18 protein-coding genes are annotated in these 20,542 nt (G+C 42.8%); 10 read left to right on the forward strand and 8 right to left on the reverse strand.

What is annotated here, in order from left to right; translation table 11 throughout:
- Positions 1-42 precede the first annotated feature (42 nt).
- Positions 43-474, reverse strand: coding sequence for a helix-turn-helix domain-containing protein (locus tag G564_RS19355; RefSeq protein WP_051205491.1), 432 nt, complete (start codon positions 472-474; stop codon positions 43-45).
- A 391-nt stretch (positions 475-865) separates the two neighbouring features.
- Here G564_RS19355 and G564_RS0113940 point away from each other — a divergent pair, with 391 nt between their 5' ends.
- Entirely contained in the window at positions 866-1,336 is a 471-nt protein-coding gene (locus G564_RS0113940) for a hypothetical protein (RefSeq protein ID WP_029038200.1), read from the forward strand.
- Between the two features lie 1,023 nt (positions 1,337-2,359).
- Positions 2,360-2,857 carry a RidA family protein gene (locus G564_RS0113955; RefSeq protein ID WP_029038202.1) on the forward strand — a complete coding sequence of 166 codons (498 nt, stop codon included), beginning with the start codon at positions 2,360-2,362 and terminating at the stop codon, positions 2,855-2,857.
- A 6-nt stretch (positions 2,858-2,863) separates the two neighbouring features.
- Here G564_RS0113955 and G564_RS0113960 read toward each other — a convergent pair whose 3' ends face one another.
- The 4 genes from G564_RS0113960 to G564_RS0113975 all read right to left on the reverse strand — a co-directional run bounded on the left by G564_RS0113960 (position 2,864) and on the right by G564_RS0113975 (position 7,282).
- Positions 2,864-3,640: a sulfite exporter TauE/SafE family protein gene (locus G564_RS0113960; protein WP_245583697.1), complete on the reverse strand. Its 777-nt coding sequence runs from the start codon at positions 3,638-3,640 to the stop codon at positions 2,864-2,866.
- A gap of 147 nt (positions 3,641-3,787) precedes the next feature.
- The gene (locus G564_RS0113965; RefSeq protein WP_029038204.1) at positions 3,788-4,459 is read right to left on the reverse strand and encodes a transposase; all 672 of its coding nucleotides are present in this window, start codon (positions 4,457-4,459) and stop codon (positions 3,788-3,790) included.
- 194 nt (positions 4,460-4,653) lie between these two features.
- Positions 4,654-6,717 carry a M13 family metallopeptidase gene (locus G564_RS0113970; protein WP_029038205.1) on the reverse strand — a complete coding sequence of 688 codons (2,064 nt, stop codon included), beginning with the start codon at positions 6,715-6,717 and terminating at the stop codon, positions 4,654-4,656.
- Positions 6,718-6,787: 70 nt separating this feature from the next.
- A complete protein-coding gene (locus tag G564_RS0113975) occupies positions 6,788-7,282 on the reverse strand; it encodes a nuclear transport factor 2 family protein (RefSeq protein ID WP_029038206.1) in 495 nt (164 codons plus the stop codon).
- Between the two features lie 416 nt (positions 7,283-7,698).
- On the opposite strand from G564_RS0113975, the gene G564_RS0113985 reads away from it, so the two are divergent.
- Positions 7,699-7,926 (forward strand): hypothetical protein, encoded by a 228-nt coding sequence (locus G564_RS0113985; protein WP_029038207.1) that lies wholly within the window; start codon positions 7,699-7,701, stop codon positions 7,924-7,926.
- Here G564_RS0113985 and G564_RS0113990 read toward each other — a convergent pair.
- Complete coding sequence (locus G564_RS0113990) at positions 7,923-9,434, reverse strand: carboxypeptidase-like regulatory domain-containing protein (protein ID WP_029038208.1); 1,512 nt, start codon at positions 9,432-9,434, stop codon at positions 7,923-7,925. The genes G564_RS0113985 and G564_RS0113990 overlap by 4 nt on opposite strands.
- 143 nt (positions 9,435-9,577) lie before the next feature.
- Here G564_RS0113990 and G564_RS19360 point away from each other — a divergent pair, with 143 nt between their 5' ends.
- The 6 genes from G564_RS19360 to G564_RS19365 all read left to right on the forward strand — a co-directional run bounded on the left by G564_RS19360 (position 9,578) and on the right by G564_RS19365 (position 15,146).
- Positions 9,578-11,089 carry an FAD-dependent oxidoreductase gene (locus G564_RS19360; protein WP_037374063.1) on the forward strand — a complete coding sequence of 504 codons (1,512 nt, stop codon included), beginning with the start codon at positions 9,578-9,580 and terminating at the stop codon, positions 11,087-11,089.
- A 2-nt stretch (positions 11,090-11,091) separates the two neighbouring features.
- Positions 11,092-11,436 carry a hypothetical protein gene (locus G564_RS0114000; protein ID WP_029038209.1) on the forward strand — a complete coding sequence of 115 codons (345 nt, stop codon included), beginning with the start codon at positions 11,092-11,094 and terminating at the stop codon, positions 11,434-11,436.
- Between the two features lie 131 nt (positions 11,437-11,567).
- The gene (locus G564_RS0114005; protein WP_029038210.1) at positions 11,568-13,013 is read left to right on the forward strand and encodes a PQQ-dependent sugar dehydrogenase; all 1,446 of its coding nucleotides are present in this window, start codon (positions 11,568-11,570) and stop codon (positions 13,011-13,013) included.
- A complete protein-coding gene (locus tag G564_RS0114010) occupies positions 13,010-13,351 on the forward strand; it encodes a c-type cytochrome (protein WP_084625646.1) in 342 nt (113 codons plus the stop codon). The genes G564_RS0114005 and G564_RS0114010 overlap by 4 nt, the downstream gene beginning before the upstream one ends.
- A gap of 109 nt (positions 13,352-13,460) precedes the next feature.
- A complete protein-coding gene (locus G564_RS0114015; RefSeq protein WP_029038212.1) occupies positions 13,461-14,387 on the forward strand; it encodes a manganese catalase family protein in 927 nt (308 codons plus the stop codon).
- A 9-nt stretch (positions 14,388-14,396) separates the two neighbouring features.
- Positions 14,397-15,146 carry a DsbA family protein gene (locus G564_RS19365; RefSeq protein WP_051205495.1) on the forward strand — a complete coding sequence of 250 codons (750 nt, stop codon included), beginning with the start codon at positions 14,397-14,399 and terminating at the stop codon, positions 15,144-15,146.
- A gap of 270 nt (positions 15,147-15,416) precedes the next feature.
- On the opposite strand, the gene G564_RS0114025 is transcribed toward G564_RS19365, so the two are convergent.
- Both G564_RS0114025 and G564_RS0114030 read right to left on the reverse strand, forming a co-directional pair.
- The gene (locus G564_RS0114025; RefSeq protein ID WP_029038213.1) at positions 15,417-16,388 is read right to left on the reverse strand and encodes an ion channel; all 972 of its coding nucleotides are present in this window, start codon (positions 16,386-16,388) and stop codon (positions 15,417-15,419) included.
- A gap of 92 nt (positions 16,389-16,480) precedes the next feature.
- Positions 16,481-18,841: a multicopper oxidase domain-containing protein gene (locus G564_RS0114030; RefSeq protein WP_029038214.1), complete on the reverse strand. Its 2,361-nt coding sequence runs from the start codon at positions 18,839-18,841 to the stop codon at positions 16,481-16,483.
- A gap of 220 nt (positions 18,842-19,061) precedes the next feature.
- Between G564_RS0114030 and G564_RS19370 the strand changes: the two genes are divergently transcribed.
- The gene (locus G564_RS19370) at positions 19,062-20,375 is read left to right on the forward strand and encodes a PQQ-dependent sugar dehydrogenase (RefSeq protein WP_084625647.1); all 1,314 of its coding nucleotides are present in this window, start codon (positions 19,062-19,064) and stop codon (positions 20,373-20,375) included.
- Positions 20,376-20,542 lie beyond the last annotated feature (167 nt).

The following is a 20,542-nucleotide window of genomic DNA, read 5'->3' on the forward strand; positions in this document are numbered from 1 at the left end:
GGCTACGACCCATAATAATACAATTCAACCAGGGTAGAGGGGTTACTTTTTTTTGAACTTTTTTTCAAGAAAACTTCCAATTAGTAAACCTATCCCCATAAAGAGCACTGCGATTGTTATTATTATAATGAGAGATACTGCATCGTTTAGCAATGGTTTATTTGATAAGACCAGGATAAATCCTAAAATAACACCTAATGAACTGCCAATAATTGTGAGACTTACTATAAGCCAAGGAACTTGAAAACCACGTTTCATTGTTTTTTCCATATAAGTATTTTTATTTTTTTTAAAATAGTCTTGCGGTACATTTAGGGCTTTAGTCAATAAACGTAAAGTGTCATCTCTTGGACTGCTTTCTCCATTTTCTAATCTTTGTATTGTCCGTAAACCTAAACCTGATTTTTCGCTCAACTCCTCTTGAGAAAAACCGTTATCTAATCTTAATTTTTTTAGATGTTCAGAAAGTTCCATATGTGTAGTCTGTCTTTTTTTTCAAATCTATCATTTAAGTGGGATTATTAGTATGCCAATACCAGAAATTGAACACGTCATTTCTTGACATTAAATGACTTTACTTGCCTATTGTATAGTTTGAGCAGGTTTTATGGAGAAAAATCAAAGACCTTAAAGCTTGGTGAATATTGCTGGCAACGTCTCCGGTTAACAAAAGTGGCGTGTAGAGAAGAAATCACTAACGGGTTTTTCTAATGGAAATAAATGTAGGAATTTATCTCTCAAAAAAGCCATTTTTAATAACCGTTGTCGTGCATGGTGAATTTATCCAGATTATAGTGTTACTTAGTGAAAATTCCGAATAATACCCATACTAAGCGTTTAAATCTAACCTCTTAATTCTCTACTTATGGTTAAAACTGAAATTTTAAAACCTGCTTTTTTAATTTTTTTCTCGACTTTACTTGTAATTAATATCGGTTGTAGTTCTGATGATGGTGATGATGATTCAACTCAATTTGTTGAGTTAACTGTCAATGGAACACCTCTTTATGATGATGGAGATGATTATTTTTTTGGAAATGTGGATGGTAAATTTTCTGGTAAGGATGGACACGTTGAAAGAACATTTTTATGGCAAAATTCATTAAACATTGCGGACTATAATGCTGATATGATGTCCTCACGTAATGGTTTCTTTGAAATGGAAGTGAAGGATGCAGATGGAAATGTTATTTTAAAAAAAACTTTACAAGGTGGTGCTGAACTTGATTCTTTTTCAGGCATAACTTCAAGTGGAACTTCCGGAGTTTGGTCAGTCACAATTACTCTTTCTTCCTTTGATGGTGATGGAAAATTCTCCCTAAGAGAAGAAAATTAATCAGCCTATTCGAGACCTGTCCTTTGGATAAAACTCAATTTAAATATTCGAATAAAGATTATCATTCTATGCATTTTGCACAACGTCTTTTATTCCATATTTCACTTCTCTTTACTGTCTTCAGCGGCGGGCTAAAACGAGTCTTTGACCTGCAACAGCGGTAGGGAAGAAGGAGCAGGATTCTCCTGCTAATATAAATGTTAAAATTCTTACAAGCAGGAAAATTCCAAGCACTCAATCATTGTTGTCCGGAAAAAGAATCTAGACCGCTCCGCTTCTAGAATCTAGAACCAAGACTTTTTTATAAGATACTGAAATTCAATGTTGTGAAAATTTCTTTTCATTGGTAGAATATTTGAAAATTCAAAGAACTAAAAACCACCCCCTCAGACTGATAGATAAGATCTCTTATCGGCATTAGCGGGCTTTTTCAGAGGTTCCTTCTTTTTTCATCGGACAACAATGGCACTAAATCCAAATTCCAAAATGGTTAATTGGTGATTGGTTAATTAGGGATTAAAGAATCGTTCTTCTGCGAAGATCTGCGTGATCTGCGGGAAAATTTTAATTGTATAATGTATATTGAATATTGTATAATGTAAAAGCTAAGAAAAACAGACATTGTCACCTCTATTAGAATGAAATAGATGGCAGCAAATGAGTTACAATTTCTTTGTGTTCTTCTTTTTTTGGCTTCTTTGCTTTGTGTGAAACCTTCATGGGAAAGCACCAAATTTCAAGCACCAAATTCCAATTTGAGACAAAATTCTTTGCGGTCTTAGCGGTTAATCTTTGCGTTTTCTGCGAGAAACCTTTTTATTGCATAATGTATATTGAATATTGTTTAATATATACCACCCAGCACCAAATTCATGGAAATTCCAAACATCAAATTCCAAGTAAGGTTAAATTCAAAGCACCAAATTCCAAATTCCAAAACGGTTAATTCGGGATTGGTTAATTTGGGATTGGAGAATGTACGTTTCCCTTTTTTATTACCTTTTACCTTCTAAAACTTCAGCCATGAAAAAACTACTTTTTTTACTGCTCCTTATTGCCGGACCGGTTTGGGCGCAGAGTCCCGAAGAACGTATTGAAGAATTGGGAATTGAATTATCTGAAGTAAGAGAACCTTCGGCCAACTTTGTGAAGTGGAGACAGGTCGGGAATTTGCTGTATTTAGCCGGGGAAGGTAGTCCGGAGAAAGGCACTTTAGGAAAGGATCTTACTACCGAGGAAGGTTATGAGGCGGCGCGAAATACCGGAATCAGGATCCTTGCCACCCTTAAAGCGGCTACGGGTGATCTGGACAGGATCAAACAGTTCGTAAAAGTGCGGGGGATGGTGAGCTCAGCTCCCGATTTCTACGAGCAGCCACAGGTGATCAACGGCTTTTCTGATCTCATGTTCGAAGTCTTCGGGGAACGGGGAAAACACGCCAGAGCTGCGGTGGGACATGTGAGTTTACCTTCCAATATCGCGGTGGAGATCGAAGTGGTGGTGGAGCTGAAGGATGAGTAGAATTTTCTAAACAATCCCCGCTGCCAGCAATACAGAAAACACGAGCAGCATGATTCCCACCGCCCGGTGCAGGGTCTCTATGGTGATCTTTTTCAGGATCTTGTTACCAACAGCAGCACCGACGAAAGCCGACAAAGTAGCGGCAATGAGGAGGGAGTAATTAATTTCAGATCTAATTTTCAGGATATCTGCAGCATAGACCGTGAGCCTGGAGATGTCGATAAACACAGAGATCACAATCCCGGTGCCGATAAAGACTTCCTTCGTCAGCCCGGCCCTGATGAGGAAGGCTGTCCGCAGCGCACCCTGATGGCCTGAGAGTCCGCCGAAGAAGCCGCTCAGCACACCGCCCAGGGGCAGGTACTTTGGATCGAAATTCAGCTTCATCAGTCTCGGAACTATATCGAACAGCGCGAAGACAAACAACAGGAATGCAATGATCAATTTTAGCGGAGTGATTTCGAAGGTCTTTCCTGCCAGGGAATAGCTGATCAAAGCTTCAGTTTCTGAAAGCAGCGTTAGCAGATAAGCCCCGGCAAAGGCTGCGAGAATCGCCGGAATACCAAACTTCAGCACCACTTTTTTATCCGCCTTTCTGCCAATCAGACTTAGCTTGAAAAGGTTGTTCAGGAAATGTACGATGGCCACCAGGGCTATCGAAATATCGAGCGGAAAGAAGAGGGCGAAAACCGGTAAAAGGATGGTTCCAAGTCCGAAGCCGGAGAAGAAGGTCAGTCCCGACGCCAGCAGGGCAAAAAGGCAAATGATTATGTATTCCAGCATTAAATTTTAGCTTGTTCTAATTCTGTTGCAATCTAAGGAGCAGATCTTTGGTAATGTAATTTTAAATTTAAATTTTTCGGTGAAATAAATAAGCCCCTTTAGAAGAGGAGGCTTTAAAATGGCCTTTTGGAAGGTGTTAATTAATAATTATCGGAATTTATCTTCCTTCCAGGCTGCCGGATTGTTTTTGATGTAGTTCGAAATATTATAAAAAGCAAGTTCATCCCGGATGATGATGTCATAAAAGCGGGTTTGCCATTCAAATTCAAATCCCAGTCTGCGGGCATGTTTTGTAGTGGCAGATTTATAGGATCTGATTATGGTGGAAATGGAATTTGATTTTGGGGAGATTGCAGCCATTTGGGGATTTTTTGGGTGAGGCTGGGGATGATCCTGGAGATCCTGGGCATGATCCTGGGAATTTGGATACTGTGGAGACGTTGCATGCAACGTCTGTACGGAATTCTCGGGATGATTCCCGGGGGAATCATCCTTCTCCTGCTCAATATTTCCTTTGGAAATATTTTCTTCCTTCGGAAGTTCAGGATTATTTAATATTAGAATGCCGTGGATGTGATTGGGCATGACAATATAATTGCCTAATTCCACATGGGATGTGTGGTTGGGAATGCCATGCCATAGGATGTCTGCGATCGCTCCTAAGGGGGAGAGTTCCATTTTTCCATTTTTAATTTTTCCGAAGTAATGCTTCATATTGGCGGTGCAGATGGTGATAAAATAGGCTGCATTCCACCTGTAATCCCAGCTCTCGAGTCGGGCGGATTTTATTCGGTATTTGTTTTTATAAAGATCGGCCATCCGGGAATTTCTAATTTTGCTTCTATCAATTTTTCATTCGAAATAAGGAGGGGCCATCTGAGTAGATAAAAATATAAAAATTAAAAGATCAATCTTTTATAAAATAAATAAGCCCCTCCAAAAGAGGGGCTTTAAAATATTGTTCTCATTAGAGATTCCTCTCCCGAAGCTCGGGATCGGAATGACAATGGAGATTACCAGATCTTCACTCTGTTCTCCGGTTTTACATACATTTTATCTCCTTCCTGAATATTAAAGGCTTCGTAGAAAGCATCAATATTCTGTAGGGGTACGTATGCACGATATTGTCCCGGAGAATGCGGATCGGTTTTGATCTTGTTCTTAAGCGCTTCATCTCTCATCTTGGTTCTCCAGACGGTTGCCCAGCTCATAAAGAAACGCTGCTCGGGAGTGAAGCCGTCGATCTCCCCGGGGTGACCATTCTCCTTCAGGTGAATTTGCAGTCCGTCGTAGGCGGCGTTCACTCCTCCAAGGTCTCCGATGTTCTCACCAAGGGTGAATTTTCCGTTGATGTAAACTGAATCCAGTACTTCAATAGCGCTGTACTGGTCAGAAAGTTTCCCTCCTAAAAGTTCAAATTCCTTCAGGTCTTTTTCTGTCCACCAGTTGTTGAGGTTTCCGTCGGCATCAAAACGGGAGCCGCTGTCGTCGAATCCATGAGAGATCTCATGACCGATCACTGCTCCAATTCCGCCGTAATTCACGGCAGCATCAGCTTTATAGTCGTAGAAAGGTGGCTGCAGGATAGCTGCAGGGAACACGATCTCGTTGTATAGCGGGTTGTAATAAGCATTCACGATTTGTGGTGCCATGAACCATTCGCTTTTGTCAACCGGTTGTCCGAGTTCGGCTATATCCTCCTGAACTCTCCATTTTGCAGCATTTAGCATGTTCTGGAAGTAAGAACCACCATCGGCAGGTTCTTTAATTTCAACACTGCTATAGTCCTTCCACTCATCGGGATATCCAACCTTGATCTTGGTGGTGCCCAGTTTTTCCTTTGCCTTTATCTTGGTACTGTCGCTCATCCAGCTAAGGTTGTCGATCCTGTTCTCGAAGGCTTTTACCACGTTTTTGATCATCTCTTCAGCTTTCTGCTTAGCTTCAGCCGGGAAATGCTCTTCTACATATAATTTCCCAAGCGCCTCTCCAATTGTACCATTGATAGTAGCAAGGGCACGCTCATTCCGCGGTAATGGTTTTTGTGCCCCGCGCAGGGTTTTTTCATAGAATTCCCATTTGGCTTCTTCAATTTCGGTAGTCAGCATTCCTGCCGCATCATTGAAAAGATTCCAGCGCAGATATTCCTTCCAGTCCTCCACATTTTGAGAAGCGAGCGTTTTTTGAACCGCCTGCATGTAACGTGGCTGTCTCACAATGATAGTGTCTACATTGGCCGCACCAATAGATTCAAAATAGCGGTTCCAGTTGATTGCAGGAACTGCTTTCTGAAGCTCGGCAGCGGTCATTGGGTTATAGGTCTTACGGGCATCACGACGCTCTACCTTATCAAGACGGGGCTGTGCAAGTGCAGTTTCGAATTCGAGGATAGTTTTAGCTTTTTTCGCTGCCTCTTCTTCGGAATCTCCCAGGTACTGAAGCATCCTGGTGATATGAGCCACATATTTTTCACGCTTATCTTTTGAATCGGCATCTTCAGCAACATAATAGTCCCTATCCGGCAAACCGAGGCCACCTGGGGAAAGGTAAGCTGCGTTCAAATTGGAGTTCTTGGCATCGGCACCTACGCCAAAGGTGAAGAATCCGCCGCCGCCGTATAGCTGCATTTCCTGAAGATAATTCTGTACATCTTCTTTGGTCTTTATAGCAGCGATCTTGTCGAGGTAAGGACGAATGGGTTCAATTCCCTGTTCATTACGGGCAACGGTATCCATGATGGTCTTGTACAGGTAAACGGCTTTCGCCTGATCGCTGTTCCCGTCAAGGCTGTCGCTGTTCGCCGCACCTTCCAGCAGGGCAAGGGCATTCTTATCTGTTTTTTCACGCAGCTCATTAAAGCTGCCCCAGGTAGTTTTGTCTTCAGGAATTTCATTGGTATCCAGCCAGCGGCCGTTTACATACCTGAAGAAATTTTCCTGTGGAGCCACCGTAGTGTCCATATAGGCCAGATTGATCCCGCGCGGTTCTTCGGCTTCAATCTCTTTGTCCTTTTTACAGCCGGTAACAACCGCTGTGGCCATAAGCGAAAGAAGGAAGCCTTTATTTATTCTGTTCATGTTTTAAGTAAATTTTTATTGCGGCGAAATTTAATAAAAAGGAATGAATTTGCACCTCTGCTACAGCAGCTTAATTGGATCTCAACCTGGAGATCAGATCTTTGTCAAATTCTGCTTTTAAGGCGGTCACCGCATCCACATTTTCATTGGGAATCGCAATGGAGAGAACATAGTGCTTTACCTTCCATCTGCCGTCTTCTTTTGTGGCTACACCACTACCGCGGCAAATGCCCATTTGGGTATCCAGCAGCTCATCAAACCAGGCGAGTTCTCCATCTTCGGCTATGAAGATATTACGCTCGAGGGTGGAGAAGCTCCAGGCTTTTCCCCGGTCAAAATAGGGTTTTGACCATTTCATAAATTCCTGCTTGTTCCAGTTTTCGGTGGCATCGGTACCAATGAAAACAGATACCGGAGCCATCAGGGTGAAGTAATTGTCATAATTGGCCTCAGCTGCAGCTTTGTGCCAGTTTTCCAGAAGTTCGTTCACGGCTGTTTTTTCATTCTGCCCAAAAGCGAAGCTTCCGAAGAAAAACAGAAGGCTTAAAAATGTGATTTTTTGCATGGTGTGAAAAATTTGGTTCAAGATAGGCATTTTTGGGAGTGCTGGGACCGTGGTTTGTGGTTTGAGTTTTTTGTCAGTTTTGACACCGGTCAATTGGGCCTAAAGCCCTTTCCTAACAATATCATCATTCCTCCGGCTAAAGCCGGAGGCAATTCATACCAGAACAGGATTTGATCCAGAGGAGATCTTCTAAAGGTGAAAGGACAAATGAATTGCCACCTTCAGGTGGTGGATAAAGATCTCAAAATTTTTAAAGGGCTTAAGCCCAAATTGGGTTGAGTCAATAGACCTTTCCTCCAACTTCGTACTTCTAACCTCGTACTTCTAACTTCAAATTTCCTTTGTAGGAAAAATATACCATCAAAATATACAACCTGAGGGTTTTAGACTTATATTCGTGGTCTAACTACCTCATTATGAAAAGAATTCTACAACTGCTGGGTGGTGTTTTCCTTGCCTACAGCGTGGCTGGCGTTCTCCTGCATGCCCTTGCACATGTGGAGGGATTCGGACATAACTGTGAGCTGCTACTGTTTTCCTTTAGGGATAATCACCTTTTGGTGTTTAGTCTTACTGCAGCCATCAGTGCCTCTTTGTTCTTTGCAGCTAAAATTCGCTGGGTCAGAGTCAGGAGCCGGTCTTAAAGACTTTCCTCCTCAGCTTCCGGTGCAACAAAACTTCTTATTGCTGCATTGGGTTCAATGATATTATACCCGCTCCAGAAATCTGGATTATAAACCTTAAAGGTCTTGTAGTCAAAATCTGTAACAGCCGTCTCAGGGGCCGATCCTGCCGGTTCATTTTCATAGACTACCAGTTGTAGCTTTTGTACCTGACTAATCTTTAGCTTCAGGTCGAGGTCCAGTTCATTCTGCTTGCGACGGCCGCGAACATGCTTATTTTTTTCTATAATGGTAAGGGGCCTCGAAATACCGACTGATTCTCCTGTTTCACGTTCCAGGTAACTTAAATGATATTTTCCGGCTTCATCTTTTACAAAGATCATTTTGCCGCGGTACACATCATCTGCCGTACTAATTCCGAAGAGACGGAACTTCTTCAGGGGTTTTACATTCTCGTATTCCAGCCTGTGCACTCCAAAATCTGTAGTATTCACATAAAGCCTGCCTTTGAAATCCGCTCCCCGTTTTGGCTTGAAATCTATGACGTAAACCGTAGCATTATCTATCCATGAGTAACCATTGAGTACGAAATTATATTTATTGCTCTTGTCAAAAAGGTTAAAAGTGATGTCCTCTTTCCAAAACATACCATTCATTAGCCTCTGCACTTTGGAGGCAGCACTTTTATTTAAGGCTGTTCTACTTTTTACAAGTGCCTTTTCTTTCTCTTCGGGAGTTTTTTCTTTTGCCGGTTCCTTCTCCTTTACTACAAATTCCTCTTTCAGCTCATCCTCGTCGATCTTCACTCCTATAATTCCAGAACGTACCTTGAGGTAAGAACGCTCTTTGAGGGTGTTCATGAACAGTGCGCCTAAATGGTCTGTTAGCTGCTCCAGGGACTGATTGCTCTGCGGATTGTGAAGATTGGCGGCTTTTATAATTTGTAATTTCTGGCTATCGTAGTTTCCGTAGACATCTGCCAGAACTTCCTTATAGGAATCTGAAACCTTTGGTACCTTTGCAGAGATCTCGTTCATAAGCTTTTGATCAATACCTGCAATGGTACTTTTGTCGACTTCTATGTCGAACTGCCGCACATAATTAAAATCGGACTCCCTTAGGAATACTCTTTTTCGGCTATTGTCAAAGCTGTAATTATTATTAACCTCTTCCTTTACCTTTTTTATGATCTCCTTTGCTGAAAGATTTTTGTTGGAAAGAAAAACCTCGCGCAGCTCAATGGAGGTTGGTTTCAGGTACACTGTTCCTTCTGAAATTTCGGTGGGAACGACTTCCAGAAGCTCATATCCCAGGGAGGAGATCTTAATAAGGGAGGGAGATTCCTCCTTCTTTGGGTTGTAACTGAAGAGTCCTTCTTCGTTAGTGACCAGTCCGCGGTTTTCACCAAAGATCACATTCGCATACGGAATGGGCTGCTTAGTTGCTGCATCCAGCACCTGCGCTCGTATCTCCTGAGCTTGTAAAAACGGGACCTGCAGTAACAGAAAGAGGAAAAAAAGGATCTTCATGGACTTTGTTTAGAATTTAGACGAATTAGGGATGACATTGTTACAAAAGTTTCCCTTTTACACCAAGGATTAACAAAAAACTAACTTAATCTCCTTGGTAGCTGCTGATTACAATGTTTAACTTTAGGAATAAAGTTTAAGCTATGTCAAGATCAATATGGAATTCGACCGCTCCCAAAACCAATTTTCCCACTCTTAAAGAATCCCTGGTAGTAGATGTTGCCATTGTAGGAGGTGGAATAACAGGTATTACGAGCGCATATTTGCTGGCAAAATCCGGTAAAAAAGTTGCTGTTCTCGAAGCGGCAGAAGTCAGTGGAGGAACAACAGGATATTCCACGGGAAACCTCTATTCCATGGTAGATAAGCGCTTACATCATATTCAGAGCAAATGGGATGAGGAAACAGCGGCGAGCGTGGCCCGCTCGCGGACAGCTGCCGTTAACCTTATTGAAAGTCTGGCCCGGGAATACAATATTGACTGTGACTTTAAAAGGGTACCCTGGTATCTCTTTAGTGAGACCAGTAAAAAGGATGAAACCATCGAAAAGGAAATTGATGCAGCATCTCACTACAACCTGCGGGTAGAAGAAGTTCACGAGCTGCCGCTTCCGGTAAAAGTGAGCAAGGCCATAAAGGTAGAAGATCAGGCGCAGTTCAATCCTTCAGCCTTTGTAAGGGGACTGGCACGGAATATTGAAAATGAAAACTGCCGGATCTTTGAGAATTCGCCTGTGTACCATATTCAGAAAGAAGAAGAGCTTACCCTTTCCACGCCGTCTGGTACAGTGACCGCTCAAAAGGTTATCTTGGCCACGCATTCTCCTAAAGGAGTTTATGCGGTACAAACGGCACTTTACCCATACCGGGAGTATGCAATGGCAGCAAAGTTAAATTCCGGCGACTTTCCCGACGGGATCTACTGGGATACCGAAGCGGAATTCCATACTTCCATGAGAACTTATAAGGTTAATGGAGAACCATATGTACTGATGCTTGGGGGGCATCATAAAGTAGGACAGGAGGATAATTACACCAGGTTCTACGACCGGCTGGAGAAGAACCTTCGTAAATATTTTGACGTGTCTTCCATAGATTACAGATGGAGCGCCCAACATTACAAACCGGCAGATGGTTTGCCTTACATAGGGGAAAGTGCAGATGATAATATCTATTTTGCGACAGGCTTCTCTACAGATGGACTTACCTACGGAGTGCTCTCTGCCATGATCTTCGATGACCTGCTCAATAACAGGGAGAATGAATGGGCCGATCTTTACAAAGCTAAACGGTTCACCCCCATAAAATCTGCTAAGAATTATATCAAGGAGAACCTTAATGTTGCCAGACAGTATCTCAAGGATCTTCCCGGAAAAGCAGAAGCAGATTCCTTTGATGAGATCTCTCCGGGACAGGGGAAGGTTGTGGAAGTAGACAGCGAAAAATGGGCTGTATTTAAAGATGAAAGCGGAAAAGTTCATTGCCAGTCGGCTGTATGTACCCACATGGATTGTATTGTGGACTGGAATGACTCCGAAAAATCCTGGGATTGCCCCTGTCATGGAAGCCGCTTTAAGGCTACGGGAGAAGTGATAGAAGGTCCTGCTTTTTCCCCGCTTGATAAACGAGATGTAAAATCCAAAAATGATTCCTGAAAATGGTCATCACAGCAATAATTTTAATTAGCCTCGCAGTAATTTTAGGGCTTTACCTGATCACATTCGTGCTAAAGAAAAAAACTCCCCCCAAAGGTGTGGCATTGATCCATGGAACTTTAGCTGCTTTAGGAATAATTGTCCTGTTGATTTATGCGCTTACCACAAGTTCCCATCATAAGCACTGGGACAGTATCATTATATTCATCGTTGCCGCCATTGGTGGGATCTATCTTTTTTCCAAAGATATTCGTCATCTGGAAATTCCGGTTTGGGTGGCAGTGGTACACGGAGCTATTGGCCTAACGGGACTAGGTTGGATCCTTTACCATGTCGCCGGTTCCTGATGATGGAACGGTAGAAAAATCTAACGTATTACGTTATAAAACCCGGTTTTACCGGATTTTATGTTGTAGATTATAGATGCTAAAGATTTTAAATTAAGCCCCCTGTTATTTGCTAATCTAAAACCAATGCTATGACAGGCTATAGTCGCATGTATATTCTGCTCTTCCTGATTTTTATGGCGGGATGCGCCAATCTTGATCCTGTGGGAGGGGGACAAATTAATTATGATCCGGGGGAACGGCAGGTGGATCCCACAGATGTATTAGTTCCTGACGGATACAAAGTAGAAGTGGTTGCGCGGGGTCTCACCTTTCCCACGGCAGTTGTGGAAAATGAAGAGGGACAGCTTTTTGTCACCGAATCCGGTTACGCTTATGGAGAGGTCATTCTTTCGCCAAAACTTCTGAGGGTCAATACAAATGGAAGTACCGAACTCCTGGTTGAGGGCGAAAAGAACGGTCCATGGACGGGAATAATCTATCATGACGGTAATTTTTATGTTGCAGAAGGCGGACAATTCGAAGGCGGAAAGATCCTGCGGATTAATGGCAATGGAAAAGTAGACACTTTAGTAGAAAATCTTCCCAGTGTAGGAGACCATCACACTAATGGCCCTGCAATAAAAGATAACTATATATATTTCGGGCAGGGTACTGCGACCAATTCGGCCGTGGTGGGTCCCGATAATGCTTCTTTTGGCTGGTTGTACCGCAAACCTGAATTTCACGACATTCCCTGTAAGGATATTGTCCTAAAAGGAATAAACTACACAAGTAAAAACCCATTGACAGATACCCCTGACGATGAGGTTACAACAGGTGCTTATGTGCCTTTTGGAGAAGCTACCCGAAAAGGGCAGGTGATTAAGGGAGAGATCCCCTGCAACGGCGCGATCATGAGAATTCCCATAGAAGGAGGGGAGCCGGAACTGGTTGCCTGGGGATTCAGGAATCCCTACGGAATGGCCTTCTCATCTTCGGGAGAACTTTTCATTACCGAAAACAGCTATGATGTGAGAGGCAGCAGGCCGGTTTGGGGAACAGGAGATGTACTCTGGAAAATAGAGGAGGGAACCTGGTACGGGTGGCCCGATCATAACGCCGGACATGAAATTTCACAGTTGAAAGTACCGGATAAGGGAGCCCCAAAATTACTTCTCGATGAATATCCTGATTCCCCGCCGCAGCCTGTTGCCAAATTAGGAGTGCACTCCTCTTCCAACGGAATGGACATATCCCGTAATGCCGGTTTTGGCTTTGTGGGAGAAGTCTTTATCGCACAGTTTGGAGACATGGCACCCAATGTAGGGAAGGTCATGAGACCGGTAGGGTTTAAGGTAGTACGGGTGAACCCGGAAAATGGTGTTGTGGAAAATTTTGCCATCAATAAAGGAAAAGGAAACGGACCGGCTACTTTCCTGAAGACAGCAGGGCTGGAACGCCCTGTCTCAGTTCATTTTAATGAAGGAGGGGACGCCCTGTATGTAGTCGATTTCGGGATCCTTATTGTTTCAAAAGAGGAAGGAGCAAAACCCCGTGAAGGGACAGGGGTGATCTGGAAAATATCAAAAGAATGAGAATTATGGGAGGGAGAGCTGTTTTTTTATCGGTCATTATTTTGATGTGCATGGGATGTTCATCTTCAAAGAAGGAGGCCTATACTGTAAAACCCCTGGCTAATATGACAGAGCAGGTGCAGGAAGGTAAGGTACTTTTTCATAAATTCTGTAATTCCTGTCATCCCGACGGTACTGCTGGACTGGGAGCTCCTATTGTCACCACATCTGTTCCGGGCTTTGTCATAAAATTCCAGATCAGGAATGGGTTAGGAACCATGCCTGCTTTTAGCGAAGAGGAGATATCAGATGAGGAGGTTGATAAGATCGTAGACTATCTAAAGGCCTTAAGAGAATGATGCAACTAAAAGAATAACAGAAATTTACGATACAATTAACCGTGGTTACAGAAGAAAGATAATAACTTAATTACTCCGAAATATTTATTAACCATTAATCCAATTAACTATGTTTTACCACGTAAAGGAACTACAATTCAACGCGCGGGTTTCTCAACCCGATCCTGCTTTTGCGACACTGCTACTGGAGCAATTTGGAGGTGCTAACGGCGAACTTAAAGCTGCCCTGCAGTATTTCACCCAGGCCTTTGCGGCCAAACAGGTACATCCCGATAAGTATGATCTGTTAATGGACATTGCTACCGAAGAATTTAGCCACCTCGAGATTGTTGGTGCAACTATCCAAATGCTCTTAAAAGGGATCCACGGAGATCTCAAAAATGCCGCCGAGGAATCTGAGATCATGGCTCTGTTGAAAGGAAAAGCGTCTAAGGAAGATTTTATCCACAATGCAATGGTAAACCCCCAGTTCTTCAATCTTTCAGGAGGCGGTCCAACGCTTTCAGACAGTAACGGAAATCCATGGACCTCAGCTTATGTTACAGCAAACGGAGATCTTTCTGTTGACCTGAGATCAAATATTGCTGCCGAATCCCGGGCGAAAATTGTCTATGAATACCTTATGCAGCACACAGATGATCCTCATGTAAAAGATACCCTGAGGTTCCTGATGACACGCGAAGTGGCACACTTCCAGATGTTCCAGGCTGCCCTGGAAACCATAGAACCCAATTTCCCACCCGGAGTGCTGCAAAGCGATCCTAAGTTTAGTAACAAGTATTTCAATCTTTCCAATGGGGAAGATGTAAGAGGGCCCTGGAATGAAGGTAAAAGTCCAGAAATGGGTGAAACCTGGGAATACATTTCAGATCCAATAGAGCACATCAGGAAAACCAAAGGATTGACCAAAGGGAACGGCAAAACTGAAAGAGATCCAAAAGAAGTGGATAAAAAGAATAAGGAACTGAGTAAGAAGAAATCTGACGAGATAAAAAAAGCCATGCCTAAAGGTGAGGCGCAATGGAGTAAATATTAGAAATTTTTTATGGAGAAATTCAGGGTAGATTATTTTACCGATCCCCTTTGTTGCTGGAGCTGGGCCCTGGAGCCCCAACTGCGAAAATTAAGATTTCTCTTAAAAGACCGCCTGCACTTGAACTATGTGATGGGCGGTCTTTTGAGTGAGTGGAAAAATTTTAACGACCAGATGAACGACGTCGCCCGACCTGCACAGCTGGGCCCTCTCTGGATGCAGGCCAGGAACATGTCCGGGCAACCGATTGAGGAAAATATTTGGGTCTCTAATCCCGTTGACACTTCCTTCCTGGCTTGTATGGCGGTCAAGGCAGCTGCTTTACAGTCCCGGATTGCAGAAGAAGCAATGCTCCGGAAGTTGAGGGAGGAAGTGATGATGCACCAGAGAAATATTGGAGATTTAGAGGTAATTCTCGCAGTTGCTGAAGACCTTGATCAAAAGCAAATCCTGAAAAAGGAGGTTTTCAGGGATGATCTTTTCTCAGATAAGGTGAGCAAGAGCTTTAAAGAAGATCTGAACAAAACAAAAGCAGGGGGAGTTACCCGTTTTCCCACTTTATTGATCACCTACAAGGAAAAGACCTATCAAATTACCGGCTACAGGCCCTTCAGCGAATTAAAAAAGACTTTTTTACTGATGGAGCCAGATCTAGACTTAGACCGGCAAATTGATAAAGAGGAATACCTCAACAGCTGGGAAAGCCTTACATATCGCGAACTGAAGGAAGTGATCACTCCTACACAGGAACAGTGTTTTTAAAAATTGAATTTCCGGTTCAACGGTAAGGTTGAAAAGGTTATCCTATTAAAAATGGAATTGGGCTAAAGCCCTGTCATTTGTTTTCTATATCCTCCGGCTAAAGCCGGAGGCAATTAATAACCGAGAAGTTATTTAAATTAGATGTGAACAATGAATTGCCACCACCTTTAGGTGGTAGCAATTAAGAAGAATTTAGAAGGGCTTTAGGCCCAACCGGTTAAAATTACATTTGTGGAGGGACAACAATGTCTTTGATATAATTATTCTAAATCATTTTATCGCTTGCCAGCTGAATCCTTCATTCCGCAATAAAGATGACAATAATTCCCTTCTGTGCTCCGGGTTGGAAAGTTGTTCCGGTGTGAAATTACCGGCACTTGCACTGTTATCTTTGGTGCGGGTCTCCGGCGTAGGGAGAGAAGCTGAAAAATTCTTGTGAAGGTGAATTAACATGTGAGTCATGGTACTTCTAAGGAGTTGTAGTTCTTCTTTTCCAACTTCTTTTTCTTTTTCATTTTGGGGATCCAATAAAATACTTATCGCTTCATCAAGTCTTGTAAAATTGGTACTGAAACAGTTATCGGGATTTGAGTGGCTAAAGAAATGCACGACCGGATACGCCTGATGACTCACCAGGTGGTTGTCGATCTTTTCCTGCAGTGAGAGCAATTGCTGGTCTTTATAGGAGCTGTTCACCTTGCTGAGCTTTTCAGCAACTTCTGCCGGGCTTCTCCCAAGGTTAAAGATACTTCTTGAAAGAGTGCGCTTACGAATGACTGCAGAGGAGACAGAAATTAAATAGGTCATAGAACTGGTAAAGAAGATGAACCCAAAAAAAGAAAAAATACTGGTCATGATCTCAAAAAATGGGGTAGTGGATTTGAAATTTCCCAGGCCCAGGGTAGACAGCACGTAACCTGTGTAGTAGAGTCTTTCCACCCAGTTGGCAGGTCTCGAGTTACTATTGGTAATTCCGGACGGGTCGTAGGAGTAGACCAAAAACAATCCAAGCCAGACTAAAATTATCCATACAAAAAGGACCCCCAGATTAACGATCATGCCACTGTAGTCAAATACTTTCCTTCCAAAAATTTTTGAACTAAGTCGGGTGGCGACATAGGAGAAACTCGCTACAGATTTTGAAATAAACCCAGCACCGCTTCCAGAAAGGGTGGTAAAAAAGAAATCATAGATGGTAAAAAGAAGCAGGGTTAACCCTGCAATTAGCAAAAGTAGCTCCATGCCTGTTAGTAATTCTTTTCATTTGTTGAACGTCCCTGGCAGCTATTACCTGAAAAAACCAGGATTTTATATTTTATTCCTTCTATACTTTTTTAAAATCGGGCAGATAAACCTGCCCCGGTACCAAACCGATTGTCATAGCTTACCAGAACTGAAAAATATTTCGACAGGAAGTACTCGGCACCAATTTGAAATACTTCTTCTTTTTCAAAATCCTCCCCATCGGGTAAATCCCCGCTCCATCCAAAATCTGCCTGAAATTCATATTCCCCAAACACAGCGATCCTCCGGAACAGTAGAATTTCCCTGCTAAGGCTTATTTGTGGTCGCAGCTTATGATCCATACGCACGTCAAGATTAAACATATAGGGAGTAAAATATCGAATTCCTGCAATGGCAGTAGTAGAAATCTCCTCTAAAGAATCGTGCTCTTCATTCTCAACATTCACCCCGCCAAATATTCTAAACCAGTCATTAAAATAACGTTCATAGGTTAGTTCTGCCTCAAGATTTTCATTCCAACCGTATTCACCACTTGCGGTAAACTGGTTTCTGATGTTAGAAGAGATAACATTAAATTCAGCCATATGTGATGCGACATCGACCATTCCCCAGGTGAAAAAATGGTTGCTCTTATTCGTGAGGATCCTTAAGGGGTGATCCTCCAGTCGCTTATCTCTGGGTGTTCCATAGCTATAGACCCTGGCCATACCGGCATCCATGTGGTACAGAATGTGACAGTGAAAAAACCAGTCTCCATACTCGTTTGCATCAAATTCTATTACGATTTTCTGCATAGGAGCAACATTGACCGTATGCTTCAAAGGAGAATATTCTCCGTGCTCGTTAACGACTCTGAAAAAATGGCCATGCAGGTGCATGGGATGATGCATCATGGTTAGATTATTAAGAGTAATCCGGGCAACTTCTCCCTGCCTGATCTTGATCCTATCGCCTTCCGATAAAGGAACCCCATTCATACTCCAGATATAACGCTGCATATTTCCTGTAAGATTTAAAAGTATCTCTCTTACCGGCCGATCTGGAGAAAAGTCAGTTCTCTCCTGCGCTCTCAGATAATCGTAATTGAATTCAGAAAACATTTTCATATCGCTCATTTCCTCCCCCGCATCCATTCCCTCCATTGGCATTTTGCCGCCTTCATCTTTGGGGTTCACTTTTTCCTTTTGATGATCCTGATGATCCATTTCACCCTGATCCAGATCTTCATTCTTATCAGGTTCCTCAGTATCCATAGAGTGCCCCATCTTCCCATGACCCATACCGTCCATTTCATCCATTTGCATTCCGTATTTTGCCATCATCTTTTCGGGCTCTTCCTTACCGGGTCTGAATTTCATTGCAGGAGCACCCATCTTCATATCCATTGCAGCCATTTCTTTCATCATTTCAACCAGGTCTGGTTTGGGTAAGTCATCTGGTGCGCTAATGTCTTTGCCTTTTCCAAGAAAGGCTGAAGTTTGTCCTGTACCATCCTGTGCTGTAGCTCTAACCTCCAGTTGACCTGTTTCAGGAACAGTTACTATAAAATCATAGGTTTCTGCTACAGCAATGAAGGTTTTGTTACGCTCCACAGGAACTACATCAAGACCATCTGCAGCTACTAATAAAGGATCATTTTCTCCTCCAAAGGTTAACCAGAACTGGGAAGAGGCGGCAGCATTTATAAACCGGAGTCTTATTTTTTCTCCCGGTTTAAAATCGGGATAACTTTGGGAGGTGGCCCCGTTCATAAGAAAGGCGGGATAGTATACATCAGATATGTCTACGCCTTCCATACGTTGTCTCCAGAAACTAAGCTGGGCGCCTAAAGCACCCCGGGAAATAGCTTCACTTAAAGGAACCACCGTATTCTTTTTGATTCCATACCATTCGAGACCACGTTTTAAAGTTCTTAAGACTTCTGTTGGTTTTTCAAAGGTCCAGTCGGCCAAAACCAATACCAGATCTGAATCATAATCCAGATCCTCCTCAGGATCTTCAATAACAAATGAGCCATAAACCCCATCCTGCTCCTGCAATCCTGTATGTGAGTGATACCAGTAAGTACCGGCCTGTTTTAATTCAAATTCATATGTAAAGGTTGTTCCGGCTTTTATAGGAGGTGTTGTTAAATAGGGTACACCATCAAAAAAGTTAGGGAGTAGAAGACCATGCCAGTGAATAGAAGTTTCCACATCCATTTCATTTTTTACATGTATTACGGCATATTCCCCTTCTGAAAATCTTAAGGTAGGGCCCGGAATACTACCGTTAATGGTCATTCCCATTTTTTCTTTGCCTCCAATATTCACGATTTCCTGGTTAATGGTAATAGTATATTCCCGTACCGGAAGATTATTAATATTTCCTTCTACAGACGGGGAACGTTGAGCAACTGAAGGAAGAGAAAGTGTAGCAGTGAACAGAAGAGCGAAGAGAAGATTTTTCATTACGTTTTCTTCAGGATTATACGAAAGGGGATTACTTACAAGTTAGTCAGCTTCTACCTTTTTTCATATGAAAGTACTGTTAAAACTCACCCGGGTAAAAATTTCCGGAGCATAGGAAAAATCCAATACTTTACCCGTTGCTTAACAGGAACTTAACCCAGTCCTCCGGATAAATTGATTAACTTATAGATCCTTCTGGAAAATCTTAAAATCTATAGTTATGAAAATAAAATTTCTCATCGTATTGTTCAGTCTGGGATGGGTACTAACGGGTTCCTCACAGGAATCGGTAGGATTGGAAGTGATAGCAGATAATCTGGTATCCCCGGTGGCCCTGAAAGAATCTCCCGACAATTCGGGAAGGTATTTCATTGTTGATCAGGCAGGGGTAATTAGAATTCATACTCCTCAAAAAGGACTTTTGCAGGAGCCTTTTCTGGACCTTAAAGATAAAATAGTGCCCCTCAAGGACGCCCATGAGGAGAGGGGACTTCTTGGTCTGGCTTTTCATCCTGACTACAGCACGAACGGCAGGTTCTTCGTGTATTATAGTGCACCACTGAGTGAGAATAGTCCCAAAAACTGGGATCATACCAGCCATATCTCAGAATTCAAAGTTTCTTCAGATAATTCAAATAAGGCCGATAAAGCTTCAGAAAAGATCATACTGAAGGTCGATCAGCCGCAGGATAATCACAATGCTGGTACCCTTGCCTTTGGACCGGACAATTACCTTTATATCGCCCTTGGCGATGGTGGGGGAGCAAATGATATTGACATGGGGCATGTGCCCGACTGGTACGAAGAGAACGCCGGCGGAAACGGGCAGGATGTAGAGCAGAACCTGCTCGGTAGTATTTTAAGAATTGATGTGGATGGAAATTCTCTCTATAGAATTCCTGAAGACAATCCCTTTGTAGGTAAGGAGGGAATGGATGAGATCTATGCTTATGGGCTACGGAATCCATATCGGTTTTCCTTTGACATGGAAGGGAATAATGATCTTATTGCCGGAGATGCGGGACAGGTGCTGTGGGAAGAAATAAGTGTGATCACCAAAGGTGGTAACTACGGGTGGAATGTCAAAGAAGGATCTCACTGTTTCAATTCCTATAATAACGATAAGGAGAAAAAGGAATGTCCTGAAGAAGATAAAATGGGGAACCCTCTGATAGATCCTGTCATTGAATTTAAACAGGGCGGCACCGATCATGGAGGCAAAGGCCTGGTCGTAATAGGAGGGTATGTCTACAGAGGTGAAATGATTAAAAACCTGGCAGGGAAATACATTTTTGGGACCTGGACACAGCATCACGGGAAACCTGCGGGAGCAGTGTTTGTGGCAACTCCGAAAGAAACCGGAATGTGGGATTTTAAAGAGCTCAAAATAATTCAGACTAACTCCAATTCAATTGGTCACTATCTTTTGTCTTTTGGCCAGAACAAGGAGGGAGAAATGTTCGTTCTTACCACCGATGAAGAAGGACCTGTTGGGAACACCGGGAAAGTTTTTAAAATGGTGCCGGCGAAATAGAACCAGCTTTTGAATAAACGGGGCTGCCTGTTGAGTAAATGTTCCGTCATTCTGAATTTATTTCACATTCTTTTTCAGTATAAAGTTCCAACTAGAACCTGAAACTCCCGAAGTTTCGGGACAGGTTGACGAAAAAATAGGTTTGAAGTAATAATTTTTAAAATCCT

The sequence above is a fragment of the Salinimicrobium xinjiangense DSM 19287 genome, from assembly GCF_000423585.1.
Classification (GTDB): domain Bacteria; phylum Bacteroidota; class Bacteroidia; order Flavobacteriales; family Flavobacteriaceae; genus Salinimicrobium; species Salinimicrobium xinjiangense.